Annotated in this window: 18 protein-coding genes; 8 read left to right on the forward strand and 10 right to left on the reverse strand. The window is 49.1% G+C overall.

Annotation, left to right across the window (positions count from 1 at the left end; translation table 11 throughout):
* Positions 1 to 37 precede the first annotated feature (37 nt).
* Entirely contained in the window at positions 38 to 331 is a 294-nt protein-coding gene (yhbY, locus tag B4923_RS19620; protein ID WP_109491394.1) for a ribosome assembly RNA-binding protein YhbY, read from the forward strand.
* A 128-nt stretch (positions 332 to 459) separates the two neighbouring features.
* Here yhbY and greA read toward each other — a convergent pair whose 3' ends face one another.
* A complete protein-coding gene (gene greA / locus B4923_RS19625) occupies positions 460 to 936 on the reverse strand; it encodes a transcription elongation factor GreA (RefSeq protein WP_109491395.1) in 477 nt (158 codons plus the stop codon).
* Positions 937 to 1,205: 269 nt separating this feature from the next.
* Here greA and dacB point away from each other — a divergent pair, with 269 nt between their 5' ends.
* The gene (gene dacB, locus B4923_RS19630) at positions 1,206 to 2,639 is read left to right on the forward strand and encodes a serine-type D-Ala-D-Ala carboxypeptidase (protein WP_109491396.1); all 1,434 of its coding nucleotides are present in this window, start codon (positions 1,206 to 1,208) and stop codon (positions 2,637 to 2,639) included.
* Between the two features lie 108 nt (positions 2,640 to 2,747).
* On the opposite strand, the gene cgtA is transcribed toward dacB, so the two are convergent.
* The 4 genes from cgtA to rplU form a co-directional block, all read right to left on the reverse strand.
* Positions 2,748 to 3,920 (reverse strand): Obg family GTPase CgtA, encoded by a 1,173-nt coding sequence (gene cgtA / locus B4923_RS19635; RefSeq protein ID WP_109491397.1) that lies wholly within the window; start codon positions 3,918 to 3,920, stop codon positions 2,748 to 2,750.
* 249 nt (positions 3,921 to 4,169) lie between these two features.
* Positions 4,170 to 5,129: a DMT family transporter gene (locus tag B4923_RS19640; RefSeq protein WP_109491398.1), complete on the reverse strand. Its 960-nt coding sequence runs from the start codon at positions 5,127 to 5,129 to the stop codon at positions 4,170 to 4,172.
* A 91-nt stretch (positions 5,130 to 5,220) separates the two neighbouring features.
* Positions 5,221 to 5,478, reverse strand: coding sequence for a 50S ribosomal protein L27 (gene rpmA, locus B4923_RS19645; protein ID WP_109491399.1), 258 nt, complete (start codon positions 5,476 to 5,478; stop codon positions 5,221 to 5,223).
* Positions 5,479 to 5,497: 19 nt separating this feature from the next.
* On the reverse strand, positions 5,498 to 5,809 hold the full coding sequence (gene rplU / locus B4923_RS19650; RefSeq protein WP_009114476.1) for a 50S ribosomal protein L21: 312 nt from the start codon (positions 5,807 to 5,809) through the stop codon (positions 5,498 to 5,500).
* Positions 5,810 to 6,069: 260 nt separating this feature from the next.
* On the opposite strand from rplU, the gene ispB reads away from it, so the two are divergent.
* Entirely contained in the window at positions 6,070 to 7,041 is a 972-nt protein-coding gene (gene ispB, locus B4923_RS19655) for an octaprenyl diphosphate synthase (protein WP_109491400.1), read from the forward strand.
* Between the two features lie 31 nt (positions 7,042 to 7,072).
* Here ispB and B4923_RS19660 read toward each other — a convergent pair whose 3' ends face one another.
* Together B4923_RS19660 and B4923_RS19665 are read right to left on the reverse strand one after the other, a co-directional pair.
* A complete protein-coding gene (locus tag B4923_RS19660) occupies positions 7,073 to 7,444 on the reverse strand; it encodes a DNA-binding protein (protein WP_109491409.1) in 372 nt (123 codons plus the stop codon).
* Between the two features lie 254 nt (positions 7,445 to 7,698).
* On the reverse strand, positions 7,699 to 8,085 hold the full coding sequence (locus B4923_RS19665) for a DNA-binding protein (RefSeq protein ID WP_109491401.1): 387 nt from the start codon (positions 8,083 to 8,085) through the stop codon (positions 7,699 to 7,701).
* Positions 8,086 to 8,272: 187 nt separating this feature from the next.
* Between B4923_RS19665 and B4923_RS19670 the strand changes: the two genes are divergently transcribed.
* Entirely contained in the window at positions 8,273 to 8,536 is a 264-nt protein-coding gene (locus tag B4923_RS19670) for a helix-turn-helix domain-containing protein (protein ID WP_109491402.1), read from the forward strand.
* 65 nt (positions 8,537 to 8,601) lie between these two features.
* Here B4923_RS19670 and mdh read toward each other — a convergent pair whose 3' ends face one another.
* Positions 8,602 to 9,540 carry a malate dehydrogenase gene (gene mdh / locus B4923_RS19675; protein WP_109491403.1) on the reverse strand — a complete coding sequence of 313 codons (939 nt, stop codon included), beginning with the start codon at positions 9,538 to 9,540 and terminating at the stop codon, positions 8,602 to 8,604.
* Between the two features lie 471 nt (positions 9,541 to 10,011).
* Here mdh and argR point away from each other — a divergent pair, with 471 nt between their 5' ends.
* Positions 10,012 to 10,482 carry a transcriptional regulator ArgR gene (argR, locus tag B4923_RS19680; protein WP_109491404.1) on the forward strand — a complete coding sequence of 157 codons (471 nt, stop codon included), beginning with the start codon at positions 10,012 to 10,014 and terminating at the stop codon, positions 10,480 to 10,482.
* 99 nt (positions 10,483 to 10,581) lie between these two features.
* On the opposite strand, the gene tsaD is transcribed toward argR, so the two are convergent.
* On the reverse strand, positions 10,582 to 11,595 hold the full coding sequence (gene tsaD / locus B4923_RS19685) for a tRNA (adenosine(37)-N6)-threonylcarbamoyltransferase complex transferase subunit TsaD (protein WP_109491405.1): 1,014 nt from the start codon (positions 11,593 to 11,595) through the stop codon (positions 10,582 to 10,584).
* Between the two features lie 227 nt (positions 11,596 to 11,822).
* On the opposite strand from tsaD, the gene rpsU reads away from it, so the two are divergent.
* From rpsU to rpoD, 3 genes are all read left to right on the forward strand, one after another.
* Positions 11,823 to 12,038, forward strand: a complete 216-nt coding sequence (gene rpsU / locus B4923_RS19690; protein ID WP_001144069.1) for a 30S ribosomal protein S21 — start codon at positions 11,823 to 11,825, stop codon at positions 12,036 to 12,038.
* Positions 12,039 to 12,174: 136 nt separating this feature from the next.
* Positions 12,175 to 13,929, forward strand: a complete 1,755-nt coding sequence (gene dnaG, locus B4923_RS19695; RefSeq protein WP_109491406.1) for a DNA primase — start codon at positions 12,175 to 12,177, stop codon at positions 13,927 to 13,929.
* Between the two features lie 159 nt (positions 13,930 to 14,088).
* Entirely contained in the window at positions 14,089 to 15,924 is a 1,836-nt protein-coding gene (gene rpoD / locus B4923_RS19700) for an RNA polymerase sigma factor RpoD (protein ID WP_109491407.1), read from the forward strand.
* A gap of 108 nt (positions 15,925 to 16,032) precedes the next feature.
* Here rpoD and mug read toward each other — a convergent pair whose 3' ends face one another.
* Positions 16,033 to 16,536, reverse strand: coding sequence for a G/U mismatch-specific DNA glycosylase (gene mug, locus B4923_RS19705; RefSeq protein ID WP_109491408.1), 504 nt, complete (start codon positions 16,534 to 16,536; stop codon positions 16,033 to 16,035).
* Between the last annotated feature and the right edge of the window lie 189 nt (positions 16,537 to 16,725).

Below are 16,725 nucleotides of genomic sequence, written 5' to 3' on the forward strand. Positions count from 1 at the left end.
TGACCCGTTTTCAATCCCAACCTAAGCAAAAAAGACAATGAACCTAAGTAATAAACAAAAACAACACCTGAAAGGTCTGGCGCATCCGTTAAAACCGGTTGTCATGCTGGGCAATAACGGCCTCACCGAAGGTGTTCTGGCTGAGATCGAACAGGCATTAGAGCATCACGAACTTATCAAGGTGAAAGTCGCTACAGAAGATCGCGAGACTAAAACTTTGATTATTGAAGCTATTGTTCGCGAAACCGGGGCCAGTAACGTTCAGGTCATCGGCCACACATTGGTGCTTTATCGTCCTGCGAAAGAACGTAAAATTGTGTTACCACGATAGCACTTTTTATTTCAACATACTCTGTTTTAACGGAAAGGTGCCATGCCTGTCTGTTAGAGAAAAGGCCGCAAGCGGCCTTTTTCTTTTCTTTACAAACTTTGCCGATTTAATCGCCAATACAGCAAAAGTTACAAATATTCAACTTTCAGAATCTCATATTCAACTTCGCCACCCGGCGTAGGGATGACCACAATATCTTCTTCTTCTTTGCCAATCAGGCCACGGGCGATCGGTGAATTAACAGAAATCAGATTTTGTTTAAAATCCGCCTCATCGTCACCTACGATGCGATACGTCTGCTCTTCTTCATTATCCAGATTCATGACCGTCACCGTCGCGCCAAAAATCACACGGCCATTGGCGGACATTTTCGTCACATCGATGACCTGAGCATTAGAGAGCTTAGCCTCGATATCCTGAATTCGTCCTTCACAAAAACCTTGCTGTTCACGCGCAGCGTGGTACTCCGCATTTTCTTTCAGATCGCCGTGCTCACGAGCTTCAGCAATCGCGGCAATAATCTCAGGCCGACGAACTGATTTTAAATAATCAAGCTCTTCGCGTAATTTTTCAGCACCACGCAACGTCATCGGAAATTGTTTCATATTGTCTATACCTCTAAAAAAATCCGTACGACTCAAAAAATAGTAGTCATCCTGACATGTTAAAAATCAAATACGACGTCGTGTCTATGCACGCCAGCGCCTTCTGGCATTAAACAAAAGTAACCAGCCCCGGAAAAAAATTTCCAGGCCAGCATCGATTTTGCATTTTGATACGTATTTTAACCCAGAGTTCCGTAAGGGTCATCGTTTACTTTAGACCGTATTGCGCCGTAGTATGACCACACGTTACCCTGTTGTTAGCTGAGATTATGCGTTTTTCATCGATTGTTACCGGACTTGCCTGCGCTTTTGTTCTGCATGCCAATGCAGCAACTATTGAAGATCACACCCAATACTTGCCTGATGGCGCCAATTTGGCGCTGGTCGTTCAAAAAATCGGGGCAACGACACCGACAATGGCCTTTAACAGCCAGCAAATGGCGTTACCTGCCAGTACGCAAAAGGTGATAACCGCATTGGCGGCACTGCTCCAGTTAGGCCCAGACTACCGTTTCGTTACCACAATGGAAAGTCATGGCCCCGTTAATAACGGTATATTGCACGGTAATCTGATCGTCCGCTTCAGTGGAGATCCAACCCTGAAACGACAGCAAATACGCAATATGGTGCAGGAATTAAGAAAGCGCGGCATACAGGAAATTTCAGGGGACGTCATGATCGACACATCGGTGTTCGCCAGTCATGACAAAGCGCCAGGCTGGCCATGGAACGACATGACACAGTGTTTCAGTGCGCCACCCGCCGCGGCGATTGTCGATCGCAACTGTTTCTCCGTTTCTCTCTATAGCGCCCCCAAAGCCGGTGATAACGCGTTTATCCGCGTTGCTTCCTACTATCCGGTACAAATGTTTAGTGAAGTTCGTACACTGGCGAAGGGCTCCCCCGACGCACAATACTGCGAGCTGGATGTCGTGCCGGGGGAACTGAACCGTTTTACGATCACGGGTTGTCTGACGCAACGGGCTGAGCCTCTTCCACTCGCTTTTGCTATTCAGGATGGTGCCAGCTATGCAGGCGCCATCGTAAAAGACGAACTTCAACAGGCGGATATCAGAATCAAAGGCAGTTTGCGTCGCCAGACTCAGCCAAGCGCCGCCGGTACGGTCTTGTCGCAGGCACAATCGGCACCGCTGCACGACTTACTGACCATCATGCTGAAAAAGTCGGATAACATGATTGCCGATACGGTGTTTCGCACCATCGGGCATGAGCGTTTCAATGTGCCGGGAACCTGGCGTGCAGGCGCTGACGCCGTGCGTCAGATATTGCGCCAGAAAGCGGGGGTCGATCTGGGTAACAGCATTATTGTCGACGGGTCAGGCTTATCACGTCACAACTTGATCTCTCCGGCAACCATGATGCAGGTATTGCAATATATCGCTCAGCACGATCAGGAACTGAACTACATTACGATGCTGCCGCTTGCGGGTTACGATGGAACATTACGGTATCGGGGTGGATTACATGAGGCCGGAGTAAACGGTAAAGTTTCAGCGAAGACCGGCGCATTACAGGGCGTTTATAATCTGGCAGGTTTTATTACCACGGCAAGTGGTCAGCGGATGGCATTCGTTCAATTCCTTTCCGGTTACGCCGTTCCACCTGAAGATCAGCGCTCGCGCCGGGTTCCGCTGGTGCGATTTGAAAGTCGTTTATACAAAGACATTTATCAAAACAACTAATCCAACACAAAAAAGTACAGCGCATTACCGCGCTGTACTTATCCTGGAATGGTTCATTGCCTGACAATAATCCTTCACCGGACCGAACGTTGCCAGCCCGGGTAACCATCAACGATGATAGATGATTTCGACGCCTTCTTCATCCTCGTCGTCCCAGTCATCATCCCATTCTTCTTCTGCTTCACTTTCAGCGGCCGCCAGCTGTTCACGGTGATAATCATCCCACATGAATTCAACTTTCTCTGGCGCGCTTTCTTCGATAGCCATCGCCTTAGGCTGCACTTTCAGGAAATTCATCACATCCCAGCACAGTGCATTGACGCCTTCGCGGTTCGCCGCAGAAATCAGGTAATACTTTTCTTCCCAGCCCAGAGCAGCGGCAATCTCTTTCGCACGTTTTTCCGCTTCAGCTTTATCGATCAAATCAATTTTATTGAAAACCAACCAGCGAGGTTTTTCAGACAACACCGCGCTATATTGCTGCAATTCATTGACGATCACTTTGGCATTTTCTATCGGATCGGATTCATCAATCGGTGCTAAATCAACGAGATGCAACAGAACCCGACAGCGTTCCAAATGTTTAAGGAAGCGAATACCCAGCCCCGCGCCTTCGGAAGCCCCTTCAATCAGACCCGGAATATCGGCAACCACAAAACTTTGCTCGCTGTCCATACGGACAACGCCAAGGCTGGGAACCAGCGTGGTAAAAGGATAATCAGCCACTTTTGGCTTAGCGGCGGAAACCGCACGGATAAACGTCGATTTACCCGCATTCGGCAAACCCAGCATTCCTACGTCGGCCAGCAACAGGAGCTCAAGCATCAATTCACGTTCTTCACCCTGCGTACCGTTTGTTTTCTGACGCGGTGCGCGGTTAACGGAAGATTTAAACCGGGAGTTTCCCAGTCCATGCCAGCCGCCTTTGGCAACCATAAGGCTCTGCTGATGGCGAGTCATATCGCCCAGCACTTCTCCGGTTCCCTTATCCAACACGCGGGTACCGACCGGGACTTTAATCGTAATATCTTTACCGCGCTTGCCGGTACAGTCCCGGCTTTGGCCATTCTGGCCGCGCTCGGCGCGAAATGATTTTTCAAAACGATAGTCAATCAGCGTATTCAGGTTTTCATCGGCCAGCAGATAGACGTCTCCGCCATCGCCACCGTCTCCGCCGTCAGGGCCGCCGTTGGGAATATATTTTTCGCGGCGGAAGCTGACACAGCCGTTACCGCCATCACCTGCGACCACCAGGATGGTCGCTTCATCTACAAACTTCATTGACTTTCTCCGCAAAAAACCAATAGAGAATATCTACTTGTTTTAGGCTTATTATTGGTTCTCTTTGGCGTAACTTTTTGATTTAAAGACAGATAGCTATTTTATCATCTGTCATAAAAAACTGACGCACCAGAACCAGTTCCGGCAAGGGGGCGAATTGTACCCGCTTATCCCAATATTTTCATCTGTATTAAAAATAAACAGTCCACAAGGAATGTCAAAATGTCATTTGACGCAAACTTCCTTGGTTTATTTTGGCACAACGATCGGCGAACGTGGTTTCCGCCCAGGAAAGATACGGTGTCCGATCGCCGAGAACATTGCTCCCGCTACGACAATCAAAGCGCCTGAATATCCGATCCAATTAAGCACCGGAGCGGCAAAAAAGTCCGGCCACGTCAACGCCAGCAGATCAGAAAAGAGCAATGTAAACAACGGAGTGAGTGTAATTACCGCACTGACTTGCGCCGCCTGCCAGCGCGCCATCGCCTCAGCCAACGCGCCATATCCTATCAGGGTATTCGCACCACAAAACAGCAGGCAGGTAAGCTGCCAGCCACTGAGTTGCAAAACGGTCTCCGGCTTGGCAAAGGGGGTAATAAACAAAACACTGAGGACATAAAGCAGAAACAGGATCTGCGGTGACGTCAAACGACGTAAAAGCACTTTCTGAGCCACGCCATAGGAGACCCAAACCGCTGCCGCACACATGCCGAGCAGAACCCCCAGCGTGTAATCGGTCAGGCGGGTGAAAATCTCAATCAGGCTGGTGTTAAAAAACAGGATCAGACCACAAATCAAGGTCACTGCCCCAATGATTTGAGTCGGCCGCATCTTTTCTTTCAAAATAAAAACGCTGGCAAACATCATACCGACTGGAGAAAGTTGACCAATAACCTGAGAAGCCGTTGGGCTAAGATACTGTAGTGATGAACTGAAAAAAACAAAGTTCCCCAGCAGTCCACAGGTCGCAATCAGCAATAAAACCCACCACCGCCGATGCCGGAAAACACGCAATGGAGGAAGCTTATTCCGTGAGAAAAGCACCAATCCAAGGCCAATCGATGCAATAAAAAAACGGTACCAAACAATAGTATAAGGTTCCATGACCACCAAAACCTGCTTCATGGCTATCGGTAAAGCTCCCCAGCATATTGCTGTGGTCAGCGCCAGACAAAGACCGATACCCGTCTGTTGTTTCGTGTTCATGCTTTTCTCAGGTTGATTGCTCAGAATCAGAAACGTAAAAAGCCCCGCAACAAATTGCGGGGCTTAAATCTGCAAGGCCTAACGCGAAATATTATTCAGCAACGATACTGATGTATTTACGGTTTTTCGGGCCTTTAACTTCAAACTGAACTTTACCGTCAGCCAAAGCGAACAGAGTGTGGTCTTTCCCGCAGCCTACGTTGCTACCAGCGTGGAATTTGGTTCCGCGCTGACGAACGATGATGCTACCAGCCAATACCGCTTCGCCGCCAAAACGTTTTACGCCCAGGCGTTTACTTTCTGAGTCACGGCCGTTACGAGTTGAACCGCCAGCTTTCTTGTGTGCCATTAATCCGCTCTCCTAAATCTTAAGCGCTGATGCCGGTGATTTTCACGTCAGTGAACCACTGACGATGGCCCGCTTGCTTACGGTAGTGTTTACGGCGACGAAACTTAACAATCTTAACTTTCTCGCCACGACCGTGAGCAACAACTTCAGCTTTGATCTTACCGCCATCGACGAAAGGAACGCCGATTTTGATTTCTTCACCATTGGCAACCATCAGAACCTGGTCAAACTCAATAGCTTCACCAGTTGCGATGTCCAGCTTTTCCAAGCGAACGGTTTGACCTTCGCTTACTCGGTGTTGTTTACCACCACTTTGGAAAACTGCGTACATAAAAAACTCCGCTTTCCGCGCACTCAACGTATGATTATCCAGAGCGCACTATAAATATTCACAATAGGGCGCGAATTCTACGCAAAAAACCTGGCGATGACAAGTGCATAATCGAAGGATGTGAAGAAAAAGAATACAACGTATTAACTGCCGTTTATCTCTCTCATTTTTCAAGTACAATCGGCTCAATAAGTTCCCTCATATGCCGATATGAAGCAGTAATCTTACGGCAATGTTGAAGAAAACAGCTGGCACATACAATGAATCTAGAACAAATTACAGCGCTAACCGCGCAGGACATGAAAGCGGTTAATAAAGTCATTCTTGAACAACTGAACTCGGATGTCATTCTTATTAACCAGCTCGGTCATTACATTATCAGTGGCGGGGGCAAACGTATCCGTCCCATGATCGCTGTACTTGCCGCCAGAGCGCTTGCCTATGAAGGCAACAAGCATATTACGGTCGCGGCGCTGATAGAATTCATTCATACCGCCACGCTGCTTCATGACGATGTTGTGGATGAGTCCGACATGCGTCGTGGTAAAGCAACGGCAAACGCGGCGTTTGGCAACGCCGCCAGCGTACTGGTTGGTGATTTTATCTATACCCGCGCATTTCAGATGATGACCAGCCTGGAATCATTGCGCGTGCTGGGGCTGATGTCAGAAGCAGTGAATGTGATTGCAGAAGGCGAAGTATTGCAGTTGATGAACTGTAACGATCCCGATATTACCGAAGAAAGCTATATGCGGGTCATTTACAGTAAAACCGCACGTCTGTTTGAAGCGGCAGCCCAGGCTTCAGCCATTCTTTCGAGTGCCACCCCCGAGCAGGAAACCGCATTGCAGGATTATGGCCGCTATCTGGGAACGGCGTTTCAGCTTATAGACGATTTGTTGGACTATAGCGCTGACGGTCAAACGCTTGGTAAAAATACCGGCGACGACCTTAACGAAGGTAAACCGACACTGCCGCTGCTGCACGCCATGCACAATGGCAATGCCGAGCAACGCGCCATGATTCGTCAGGCGATAGAGGAAGGCAACGGACGTCATTTGCTTGACCCCGTACTTACCGCTATGCAGCAGTGCGGATCGCTCAACTACACTCGTCAGCGTGCGGAGGAAGAGGCAGATAAAGCGATCGATGCGCTGCGTCAGCTCCCAGAGACCCCTTTTCGTACCGCACTTGAAGGTCTTGCCCATTTAGCAGTGCAGCGCGATTTCTGATCGCATTCCCGTTGCGCCATCGCCTTATCGACTATGCTGTCTGGTCATCCGTCACATTATCCAGACGAGACAGCATCGCCCGCGTTCCTTCCCGCAAAATGAAATTAATCAGTTGCGATTGTTCACTTTCTGACAGCTGATTAAAAATATGTATCCATGACACCAGTAACGCAGGCTCTTTTTCTACCCGATATGCTGGCGACATACTCTCTTCCATTACAAGAGAACTTCTGACTTCATGCGGTAAACTGCGTATGGAATACTCCACGCCGCGTCCTTGAACGCCTTTGCGCCGTCGCTTTTCCCATCCGTCATCACGAGCCCGTTTATTCAGCCCTTGGGGAGACTTGGGTAATCCACCGATTCCAACCAATTCACTCGTTGAAAACCACTCTTTGTCCATCATCGTCACTCCCTTGCTTATCCGGTATGGGCAGTCTTGAATTGCGCCCCAAAAAGTTTCCATATAATAGACTATTATTACCCAAACATCTAACATTTACGCGTTATTGATATCGCTAAAGCATACACAGTTCATCATCCCGGCAGAAATTAAACTGCATGCAGATAGTGAAGAAAATCGTGTTGAAAAAAATAGAGGGAGAAATCATTGCCATCCTTCCAGACACACTCCAGATGGCAGACACTGGCGGGCATTTACTCGATCGTGTCATTGAGATCAGGGGCTTCATTTGATGCAGATATTCCCAACTGGTTCAAGGTGGCAGACACACCGACTCGTAGAATATAAGCAATGAGTTCATTCCTTTCTCTCTCAGAGAGCTGAGAATAAATTTGCATCCAGACCGCCAGCGTCGCGGGCTGCTTTATAGAATATGACGGTGACTCGCTTTCAAGTAATAAGGATTTTCTGACGGAGTCAGGCAGGCTGTGAATCGAATATTCGACGCCCCGTCCCTGAACCCCTTTACGGCGGCGCTTTTCCCATCCATCCTCGCGCGCACGCTTATTCAATCCCTGTCTTGATTTCGGAAGGCCGCCAACGCCAACCAGTTCGCTGGTCGCAAACCACTCTTTTTTCATCGCCTTTCATCCTGATAGTGCCACTCCTAACAAAAACCAATCTATTTGGAAATTAATTGAGAATTTTTTAGAAAATTGATGCTATATTATTTCCAAATAATAATGTCATGTTAGCTTGGCATATAACTAACACCTGTTATTTATACCACTAATATACAGTCGTCTTATAGCAAATAAGGGAAGGATTATGAGTTTAAGGAAACATGACTGGCATCCCGCTGATATCATTGCTGCTCTGCGCAAGAAAGGCACTACGCTGGCGGCAGTATCACGCGCTGCCGGATTGAGTTCATCGACACTCGCTAATGCGCTGTCACGGCCCTGGCCCAAGGGAGAATGGCTCATTGCCGATGCGTTAGGTATTCATCCATCAGAAATCTGGCCCAGCCGATATTACGATCCAGAAACCGACCAACTCATTGATAGAAAAAAATTAATCCGTCCCAGTTAAGTAAAAAAGCCGGAGACTTTCATCTCCGGCTTTATATTTATTGGGATATTAAATCCATGTTGTCATCAGCTATTGATGAATGACTCACCCAAAGCAATATCCTGATTCAACGTCTCCAGCATATTTTTCAGCGCCTGCTGCTCGAAAGCACTCAGCGTCCCAATTGCTTTACGCTCAACAATCCCGTCTTTACCTAACAGAACCGGCTGCGCAAAGAAACGGGCATACTCACCATCACTCTCAACGTATGCACATTCTGTGACGCCGCTTTCTCCCTGCAAAGCACGAACCAGAGACAGGCCAAAGCGCGCCGCCGCTTGTCCCATGGACAGCGTTGCCGATCCGCCACCGGCTTTTGCCTCTACAACTTCCGTACCCGCATTCTGGATACGTTTTGTCAGATCAGCGATTTCTTGCTCACTGAAACTTACTCCGGGGATTTGTGACAGCAGCGGCAGAATAGTCACGCCAGAGTGGCCACCGATAACCGGAACATTGATGTCCTGCGGTTGTTTGCCTTTCAATTCAGCCACAAACGTATTGGAACGGATAATATCCAGCGTGGTGACACCAAACAGTTTGTTTTTGTCGTAAACACCCGCTTTTTTCAACACTTCAGCGGCAATAGCGACCGTCGTATTTACCGGGTTGGTGATAATGCCAATGCAGGCTTTAGGGCACGTACTGGCAATTTGCTCAACCAGGTTGCGCACAATCCCGGCATTGACATTAAACAAATCAGAACGATCCATACCGGGTTTACGGGCGACGCCCGCGGAGATAAGAACGATATCCGCACCCACGAGCGCTGGTTTCGCGTCTTCGCCGCTATATCCCTTGATTTTCACCGCAGTAGGAATATGGCTCAGATCAACCGCAACCCCCGGTGTTACGGGAGCGATATCATAAAGAGATAATTCTGAACCTGAAGGAAGCTGGGTTTTGAGGAGGAGTGCAAGGGCTTGACCAATACCGCCTGCTGCACCGAGAACTGCAACTTTCATCCTAAACTCCTTATTATCGTAAAATAAAAAAATGCCGTGAATTCATCTAGTTATAAACTTAAATGCAAGAAGAAAGAGTTACATCTATCTACTCACCGCTCAGCATGCGCCGTAAGAGACGAAAAAATACGCTATGTCCCTAATAATAAATCAAAAGCAGCCATACATTTTGAAAGGTAAGTAAAGTTAATGGGCTCCAGGGCTAATAACTCGGCGCACATTCACGACCGGTTAACTGGTCAGCTACATTACACCGATCAATGACATCCAAACAACATCATTCTGATAACATTTAATTCACTGTTATGTGACGAATGGCGCATTTCTCAGACTACCGACACTATGAGCTTTTAATTATTTCAGAGAGACGACGGTAAACACTGACAGATGATGTTATAGGCATTTTCATTGCATAAAAATTCACTTATCTGCATAATAACAAAACCAACAACCACACTAATCCGGTGCAGAATGCGCAACTCGACAAAACAAGAAGATTTAGTTAAAGCGTTCAAAGCGCTGCTGAAGGAAGAGAAATTCAGTTCTCAAAGTGAAATTGTGCAGGCTTTACAAGACGATGGATTCGAAAATATCAACCAGTCCAAAGTCTCACGCATGCTAACTAAATTTGGCGCTGTTCGTACACGCAATGCCAAAATGGAGATGGTGTACTGTCTGCCAGCGGAACTGGGTGTGCCAACCACGACCAGTCCGTTGAAAAATCTCGTATTAGATGTTGATTACAATGATGCCGTGGTGGTGATCCATACCAGCCCAGGCGCGGCGCAGCTGATTGCCCGACTGCTCGACTCCCTGGGGAAATCAGAAGGCATTTTGGGCACCATTGCCGGTGATGACACCATATTCACCACACCAGCCAGAGGCTTCAGCGTCAAGCAACTCTACGAAGCTATTCTGATTTTATTCGAGCAGGAATTATAACGCACTCCATCGCGGGAAACCGCGATAGCGCTCTGCAATTTTGCTAAAAATTGATATTTCGTTGTATCACCAGCAATAAACGTTGCTGGTGATAGTTGATCAGACGGCGGGTAACTCGGCCAACGGCCAGCGAGGACGCACGGAAACGCCGAGATCGTGGCATTGTCCGTGCCGTAAGCGAACAACGCCTGCATAGGCAATCATGGCGCCATTATCAGTACAAAACTCAGGCCGGGCATAAAACACCGCGCCACCGCGCTTCGCCATCATTTCTCCCAGACGCTGACGCAGCGTACGATTAGCACTCACACCTCCGGCGATAACCAGACGTTTGAAGCCAGTTTCATCCAGTGCCCTACGACACTTGATTGACAGCGTATCCACCACCGCATCTTCAAATGCGCGAGCAATATCGGCACGCGTCTGCTCATCATCTCCATTATTCCGGATCGTATTGGCGGCAAATGTCTTAAGACCAGAGAAGCTAAAATCCAGACCGGGTCGATCGGTCATGGGGCGCGGGAAGGTAAAGCGCGCGGCATCGCCCGTCTGCGCCATTTTCGACAACAGGGGCCCGCCGGGGTAATCCAACCCGAGCAGCTTTGCCGTTTTATCGAAAGCTTCGCCCGCCGCATCATCGATCGATTCGCCAAGCAGTCGATACTCGCCAATACCGGTTACGCTAATCAGCTGGGTATGTCCGCCAGAAACCAACAGTGCCACGAACGGGAATTCAGGCGGGTTATCTTCCAGCATCGGCGCCAACAGGTGTCCTTCCATATGATGCACCGGTACTGCCGGCACATTCCAGGCAAACGCCAAGGCGCGTCCCACGGTTGCGCCGACCAATAGCGCGCCGACCAGTCCGGGACCTGCGGTATACGCCACGCCATCAATATCGCTGGCCTTTAATCCGGCCTCAAGCAGCGCCGCCTGAATCAATGGCACGGTTTTACGCACATGATCGCGCGACGCCAGTTCGGGCACCACACCACCATAGTCGGCATGGAGTTTTACCTGGCTGTAAAGTTGATTGGCGAGTAGACCGGCCTGAGTGTCATAGATGGCAACCCCGGTTTCATCACAGGATGTTTCGATACCCAATACGCGCATTGCTGTTCCTACTTTTATTACGGGACAAGCTCTCGGTTAATGCAGCTTGCTTCATGCGGCAGATAGTCTACCATAAGCGCCCTGTTTTCTGCGCTGACGAAGGCTGCGTGTTTTATGATCGCCGCCATGCTTTACAAAGGCATCCCGTTTGCAGTAGAATTCCGCACCATTTTGAAAAGGCTGGCACAAGGCCAGCGGCAAACCGAATTTATTGAGGTGAGAGGCACATGCCGGTAATTAAAGTACGTGAAAACGAGCCGTTCGACGTAGCTCTGCGTCGCTTCAAGCGTTCCTGTGAAAAAGCAGGCGTTCTGGCTGAAGTTCGTCGTCGTGAGTTTTATGAAAAACCGACGACGGAACGCAAGCGCGCTAAAGCTTCTGCAGTGAAACGTCACGCGAAGAAATTGGCTCGAGAAAACGCACGCCGCACTCGTCTGTATTAATTTTAGGAGGATTTCCTCCACCGCGTGATTAATCCGCAGACTTAGCAGTTGCATACGAAGGCCGTGCTTTCCGAAAGGAATGCGCGGCTTGTTGTCGTTTATAAGCTATCGTTTATAAGTTAAAAAACAGGGGCTTATGGCTGGACGAATTCCACGCGTATTTATTAATGATCTGCTGGCTCGCACCGACATCGTCGATCTCATCGACGCGCGCGTCAAACTGAAAAAGCAGGGCAAGAACTATCATGCGTGCTGTCCGTTTCACCACGAAAAAACCCCGTCATTCACCGTCAACGGTGAGAAACAGTTCTACCACTGCTTTGGCTGTGGCGCACATGGTAATGCCGTCGATTTTTTAATGAATTACGATCGTCTCGAATTCGTCGAAAGCATTGAAGAATTGGCCACCATGCATGGTCTTGAGGTGCCGTATGAAACCGGTACTGGCCCAACCCAGCTTGAACGTCACCAACGACAGAGTTTATATGCCTTGATGGAACAATTGAGTGCGTTCTATCAACAAACACTGAGTCAATCCGTTGGTAGTCCTGCGTTGCAGTACCTGCAGCAGAGGGGCTTAAGCGCCGAAGTGATTCGTCATTTCGCGATTGGCTTTGCGCCAGCCGGCTGGGACAACGCATTAAAACGTTTCGGCCGCAACAGCGACGATCGCAGTACATTGAACGATGCAGGCATGTTGGTGACTAACGATCAGGGCCGTACCTACGACCGTTTTCGCGAGCGCGTCATGTTTCCTATCCGCGATAAACGCGGACGGGTTATTGCATTTGGAGGCCGGGTATTAGGCGATGGCACGCCCAAATATCTGAACTCGCCTGAAACAGAAATTTTTCATAAAGGCCGTCAGCTCTATGGTCTTTATGAAGCACAGCAAAACCATCCTGAACTCAAACGCTTACTCGTGGTTGAAGGGTATATGGATGTCGTTGCTCTGGCACAGTTTGGTATTGATTATGCGGTTGCTTCGTTGGGGACATCCACCACGGCCGATCACATTCAGTTACTATTTCGTGCCACAGATCAGGTCGTCTGTTGTTATGACGGAGATCGCGCCGGACGGGAAGCCGCCTGGCGCGCGCTGGAAACCGCGCTACCCTATTTGAATGATGGTCGTCAGCTACGCTTTATGTTCCTGCCAGACGGTGAAGATCCCGATACGCTGGTTCGCAAAGAAGGCAAGGCCGCTTTTGAGCAACGGATGGAGCAGGCATTGCCGCTGTCGCAGTTTCTTTTTGAGACATTACAGCAGCAGGTAGATATGAGTTCGCCTGATGGACGAACCAAACTCAGCACGCTGGTACTGCCCTTGATTGGTCAGGTCCCTGGAGAGACGCAGCGTTTGTATTTGCGCCAGCAGCTTGGCAATAAACTCGGGATTCTGGATGACAGCCAGTTGGACAGGTTGTTGCCAAAAGTGGCAGAACAGACTCAGTCCTATCAGCCGCCACAGCTAAAAGTCACAACTATGCGTATACTTATAGGACTTTTAGTACAGAATCCCAGACTTTCTGTGGAAGTGCCTGAACTTGCACTGGAAGGCATTGAAGAAAACAAGGTAGCAGGTTTATCTCTGTTTCAGGATTTAGTGAAAACCTGCAACGCGAGCCCCGGTATGAGCATGGGATTGCTGCTTGAGAAATACAGAGACAGTAAATACCGGAAGCAGCTTGAAACCATGGCTTCCTGGAACCATATGATCGAAGAGGATGAACTGGACGACAAGTTCAGAATAAGCCTGGCGGAACTCTACGATCAACTGCTGAAGCAGCGTCAGGAAACATTGATTGCCCGTGAGAGAACGCATGGGCTTAACGCCAAAGAAAAAAAAGAACTTTGGTCGTTACAACTGGCTTTAACCAGAAAAAACTGATTACCGAGGCTTAATTGCCGATAACTAGCAGAGTCGAGCTCTGCGAAGAGCCGCTACAGGGGCCGCGGCGATAAGAAAAATACCCCTAATGCTATTGTTGGCGAACGAACTACGCCGACCGACACCAACCCAAATACTCTGAAGTGTGGATACCGTCTTATGGAGCAAAACCCGCAGTCACAGCTAAAGCTACTTGTCACCCGTGGTAAGGAGCAAGGCTACCTGACCTATGCTGAGGTCAATGACCATCTGCCGGAAGATATCATCGACTCCGACCAGATCGAAGACATCATCCAGATGATTAATGACATGGGCATCCAGGTGATGGAAGAAGCGCCGGATGCGGATGATCTGTTGCTGGCAGAAAATACCAATGACGCAGATGAAGATGCGGCAGAGGCTGCTGCTCAAGTGTTATCCAGCGTTGAATCGGAAATCGGCCGCACAACCGATCCGGTACGTATGTACATGCGTGAAATGGGTACCGTTGAACTGCTGACGCGTGAGGGCGAGATCGATATCGCCAAGCGTATTGAAGATGGTATCAATCAGGTTCAGTGTTCTGTTGCAGAATATCCAGAGGCAATTACCTATCTGCTGGAACAATACGATCGTGTCGAGGCAGGTGAAAGCCGTCTGTCCGACCTGATCACCGGTTTTGTCGATCCGAACGCGGAAGAAGATATTGCCCCTACCGCGACTCACGTCGGTTCTGAGCTTTCGAGTGAAGAAATGGACGATGACGATGAAGAGGAAGAAGACGACGATACCGAAGACGACAACAGCATCGATCCTGAACTGGCCCGTGAGAAATTTACCGAGTTGCGTCAGCAGTATGAAACGACTCGTCAGGTCATCAAAATGCATGGTCGTAGTCATGCAAAAGCAGCGCAAGAGATTCTGAATCTTTCGGAAGTCTTCAAACAGTTCCGTTTAGTCCCTAAACAGTTTGATTTTCTGGTTAACAGCATGCGTTCCATGATGGATCGCGTACGTACTCAGGAACGTCTGATCATGAAGCTGTGCGTTGAGCACTGCAAAATGCCGAAGAAAAACTTCGTCACGCTGTTCTCCGGCAATGAAACCAACGAAAGCTGGTTTGCCGCCGCGATTGCCATGGCGAAACCCTGGTCGGACAAGCTGCATGACGTAGAAGAAGACGTTAAGCGCAGCCTGCAGAAACTGCATCAGATTGAAGAAGAAACCGGCTTGACCATTGAGCAGGTCAAAGACATCAACCGCCGTATGTCGATTGGTGAAGCGAAAGCTCGCCGCGCGAAGAAAGAGATGGTTGAAGCAAACTTGCGTCTGGTTATTTCCATCGCCAAGAAATACACCAACCGCGGCTTGCAGTTCCTTGACCTTATTCAGGAAGGGAACATCGGCCTGATGAAAGCGGTAGATAAATTTGAATACCGCCGTGGTTATAAATTCTCGACGTATGCGACCTGGTGGATTCGTCAGGCTATTACGCGTTCTATCGCCGACCAGGCACGCACCATCCGTATTCCGGTGCATATGATTGAGACTATCAACAAACTCAACCGTATTTCACGCCAGATGCTACAGGAAATGGGTCGTGAACCAACGCCGGAAGAACTGGCCGAGCGTATGCTGATGCCGGAAGACAAGATCCGTAAAGTGCTGAAGATCGCGAAAGAACCGATTTCGATGGAAACCCCGATTGGTGATGATGAAGATTCACATCTGGGCGACTTTATCGAAGATACGACGCTGGAGTTGCCGCTGGATTCCGCAACCTCGGAAAGCCTGCGTTCCGCAACGCACGACGTATTGGCGGGTCTGACCGCGCGTGAAGCGAAAGTACTGCGTATGCGTTTTGGTATTGATATGAATACCGACCACACGCTGGAAGAAGTGGGTAAACAGTTCGATGTAACACGTGAACGTATCCGTCAGATCGAAGCAAAAGCGTTACGTAAACTGCGTCACCCAAGCCGTTCCGAAGTGCTGCGCAGTTTCCTGGATGATTAATTAATCGTCGTTAATAACGTACTCAAATAGCCCTGGCAGAAGCCGGGGCTATTTTTTTACCGCCATATTCCGGTTGCGCTCTTTACGGACCGTCGCAAGCGGCGTTTTTTAGCGGTTTTCATGCAGTGCCTGATAAAGCGCCCGATAAGACGATACCAGCGACGCCAGTGTTGCACGATTCAACCCACTGGGATTGGGAAGGACCCAGACCTGGGTGTCGCCAATCGTCAACGTCTGGCGCCCCCACGCTACCTTTTTAATACCGAATGCCAGGCTGAATGCCTGCTTGCCCAAAATGGCCAGCGCGCGTGGCTGATAGCGGGTCATTTTTTCAATAACGTCCTCGCCGCCCTGCAACAACTCATCTTTCGCCAGTTCCATTGCCTCTACCGTCGGACGTTCAACCAGCATGGTAATACCGCATCCGGTATCCAGCAGATGCCGTTCTTCTTCAGGTGCGAGTAAACGCTCGGTGAATCCGGCCTGATGGATCACTTTCCAGAATCGGTTATTGGGATTGGCAAAATGATAACCGTGATGAGCGGTCGATAATCCCGGATTGATGCCGCAGAAAACGACCTGAAGGTTGGTTGCCAGAATATCCGTGATCATACGTCCCCTTTATGTCATGTTTTCCGCTGTTATCGCAAAATCTGACAGTAATAACAATAAGCTATCCTGCATAGAAAACAGCCATCCGGCCGAACAGCTATAGACCTTCCCCCGCTCATTACCGTATAATCGTCGCCCGTCAGGCCCCTTAGCTCAGTGGTTAGAGCAGTCGACTCATAATCGATTGGT

The sequence above is a fragment of the Brenneria roseae subsp. americana genome (genome assembly GCF_003115815.1).
GTDB lineage: Bacteria > Pseudomonadota > Gammaproteobacteria > Enterobacterales > Enterobacteriaceae > Brenneria > Brenneria roseae.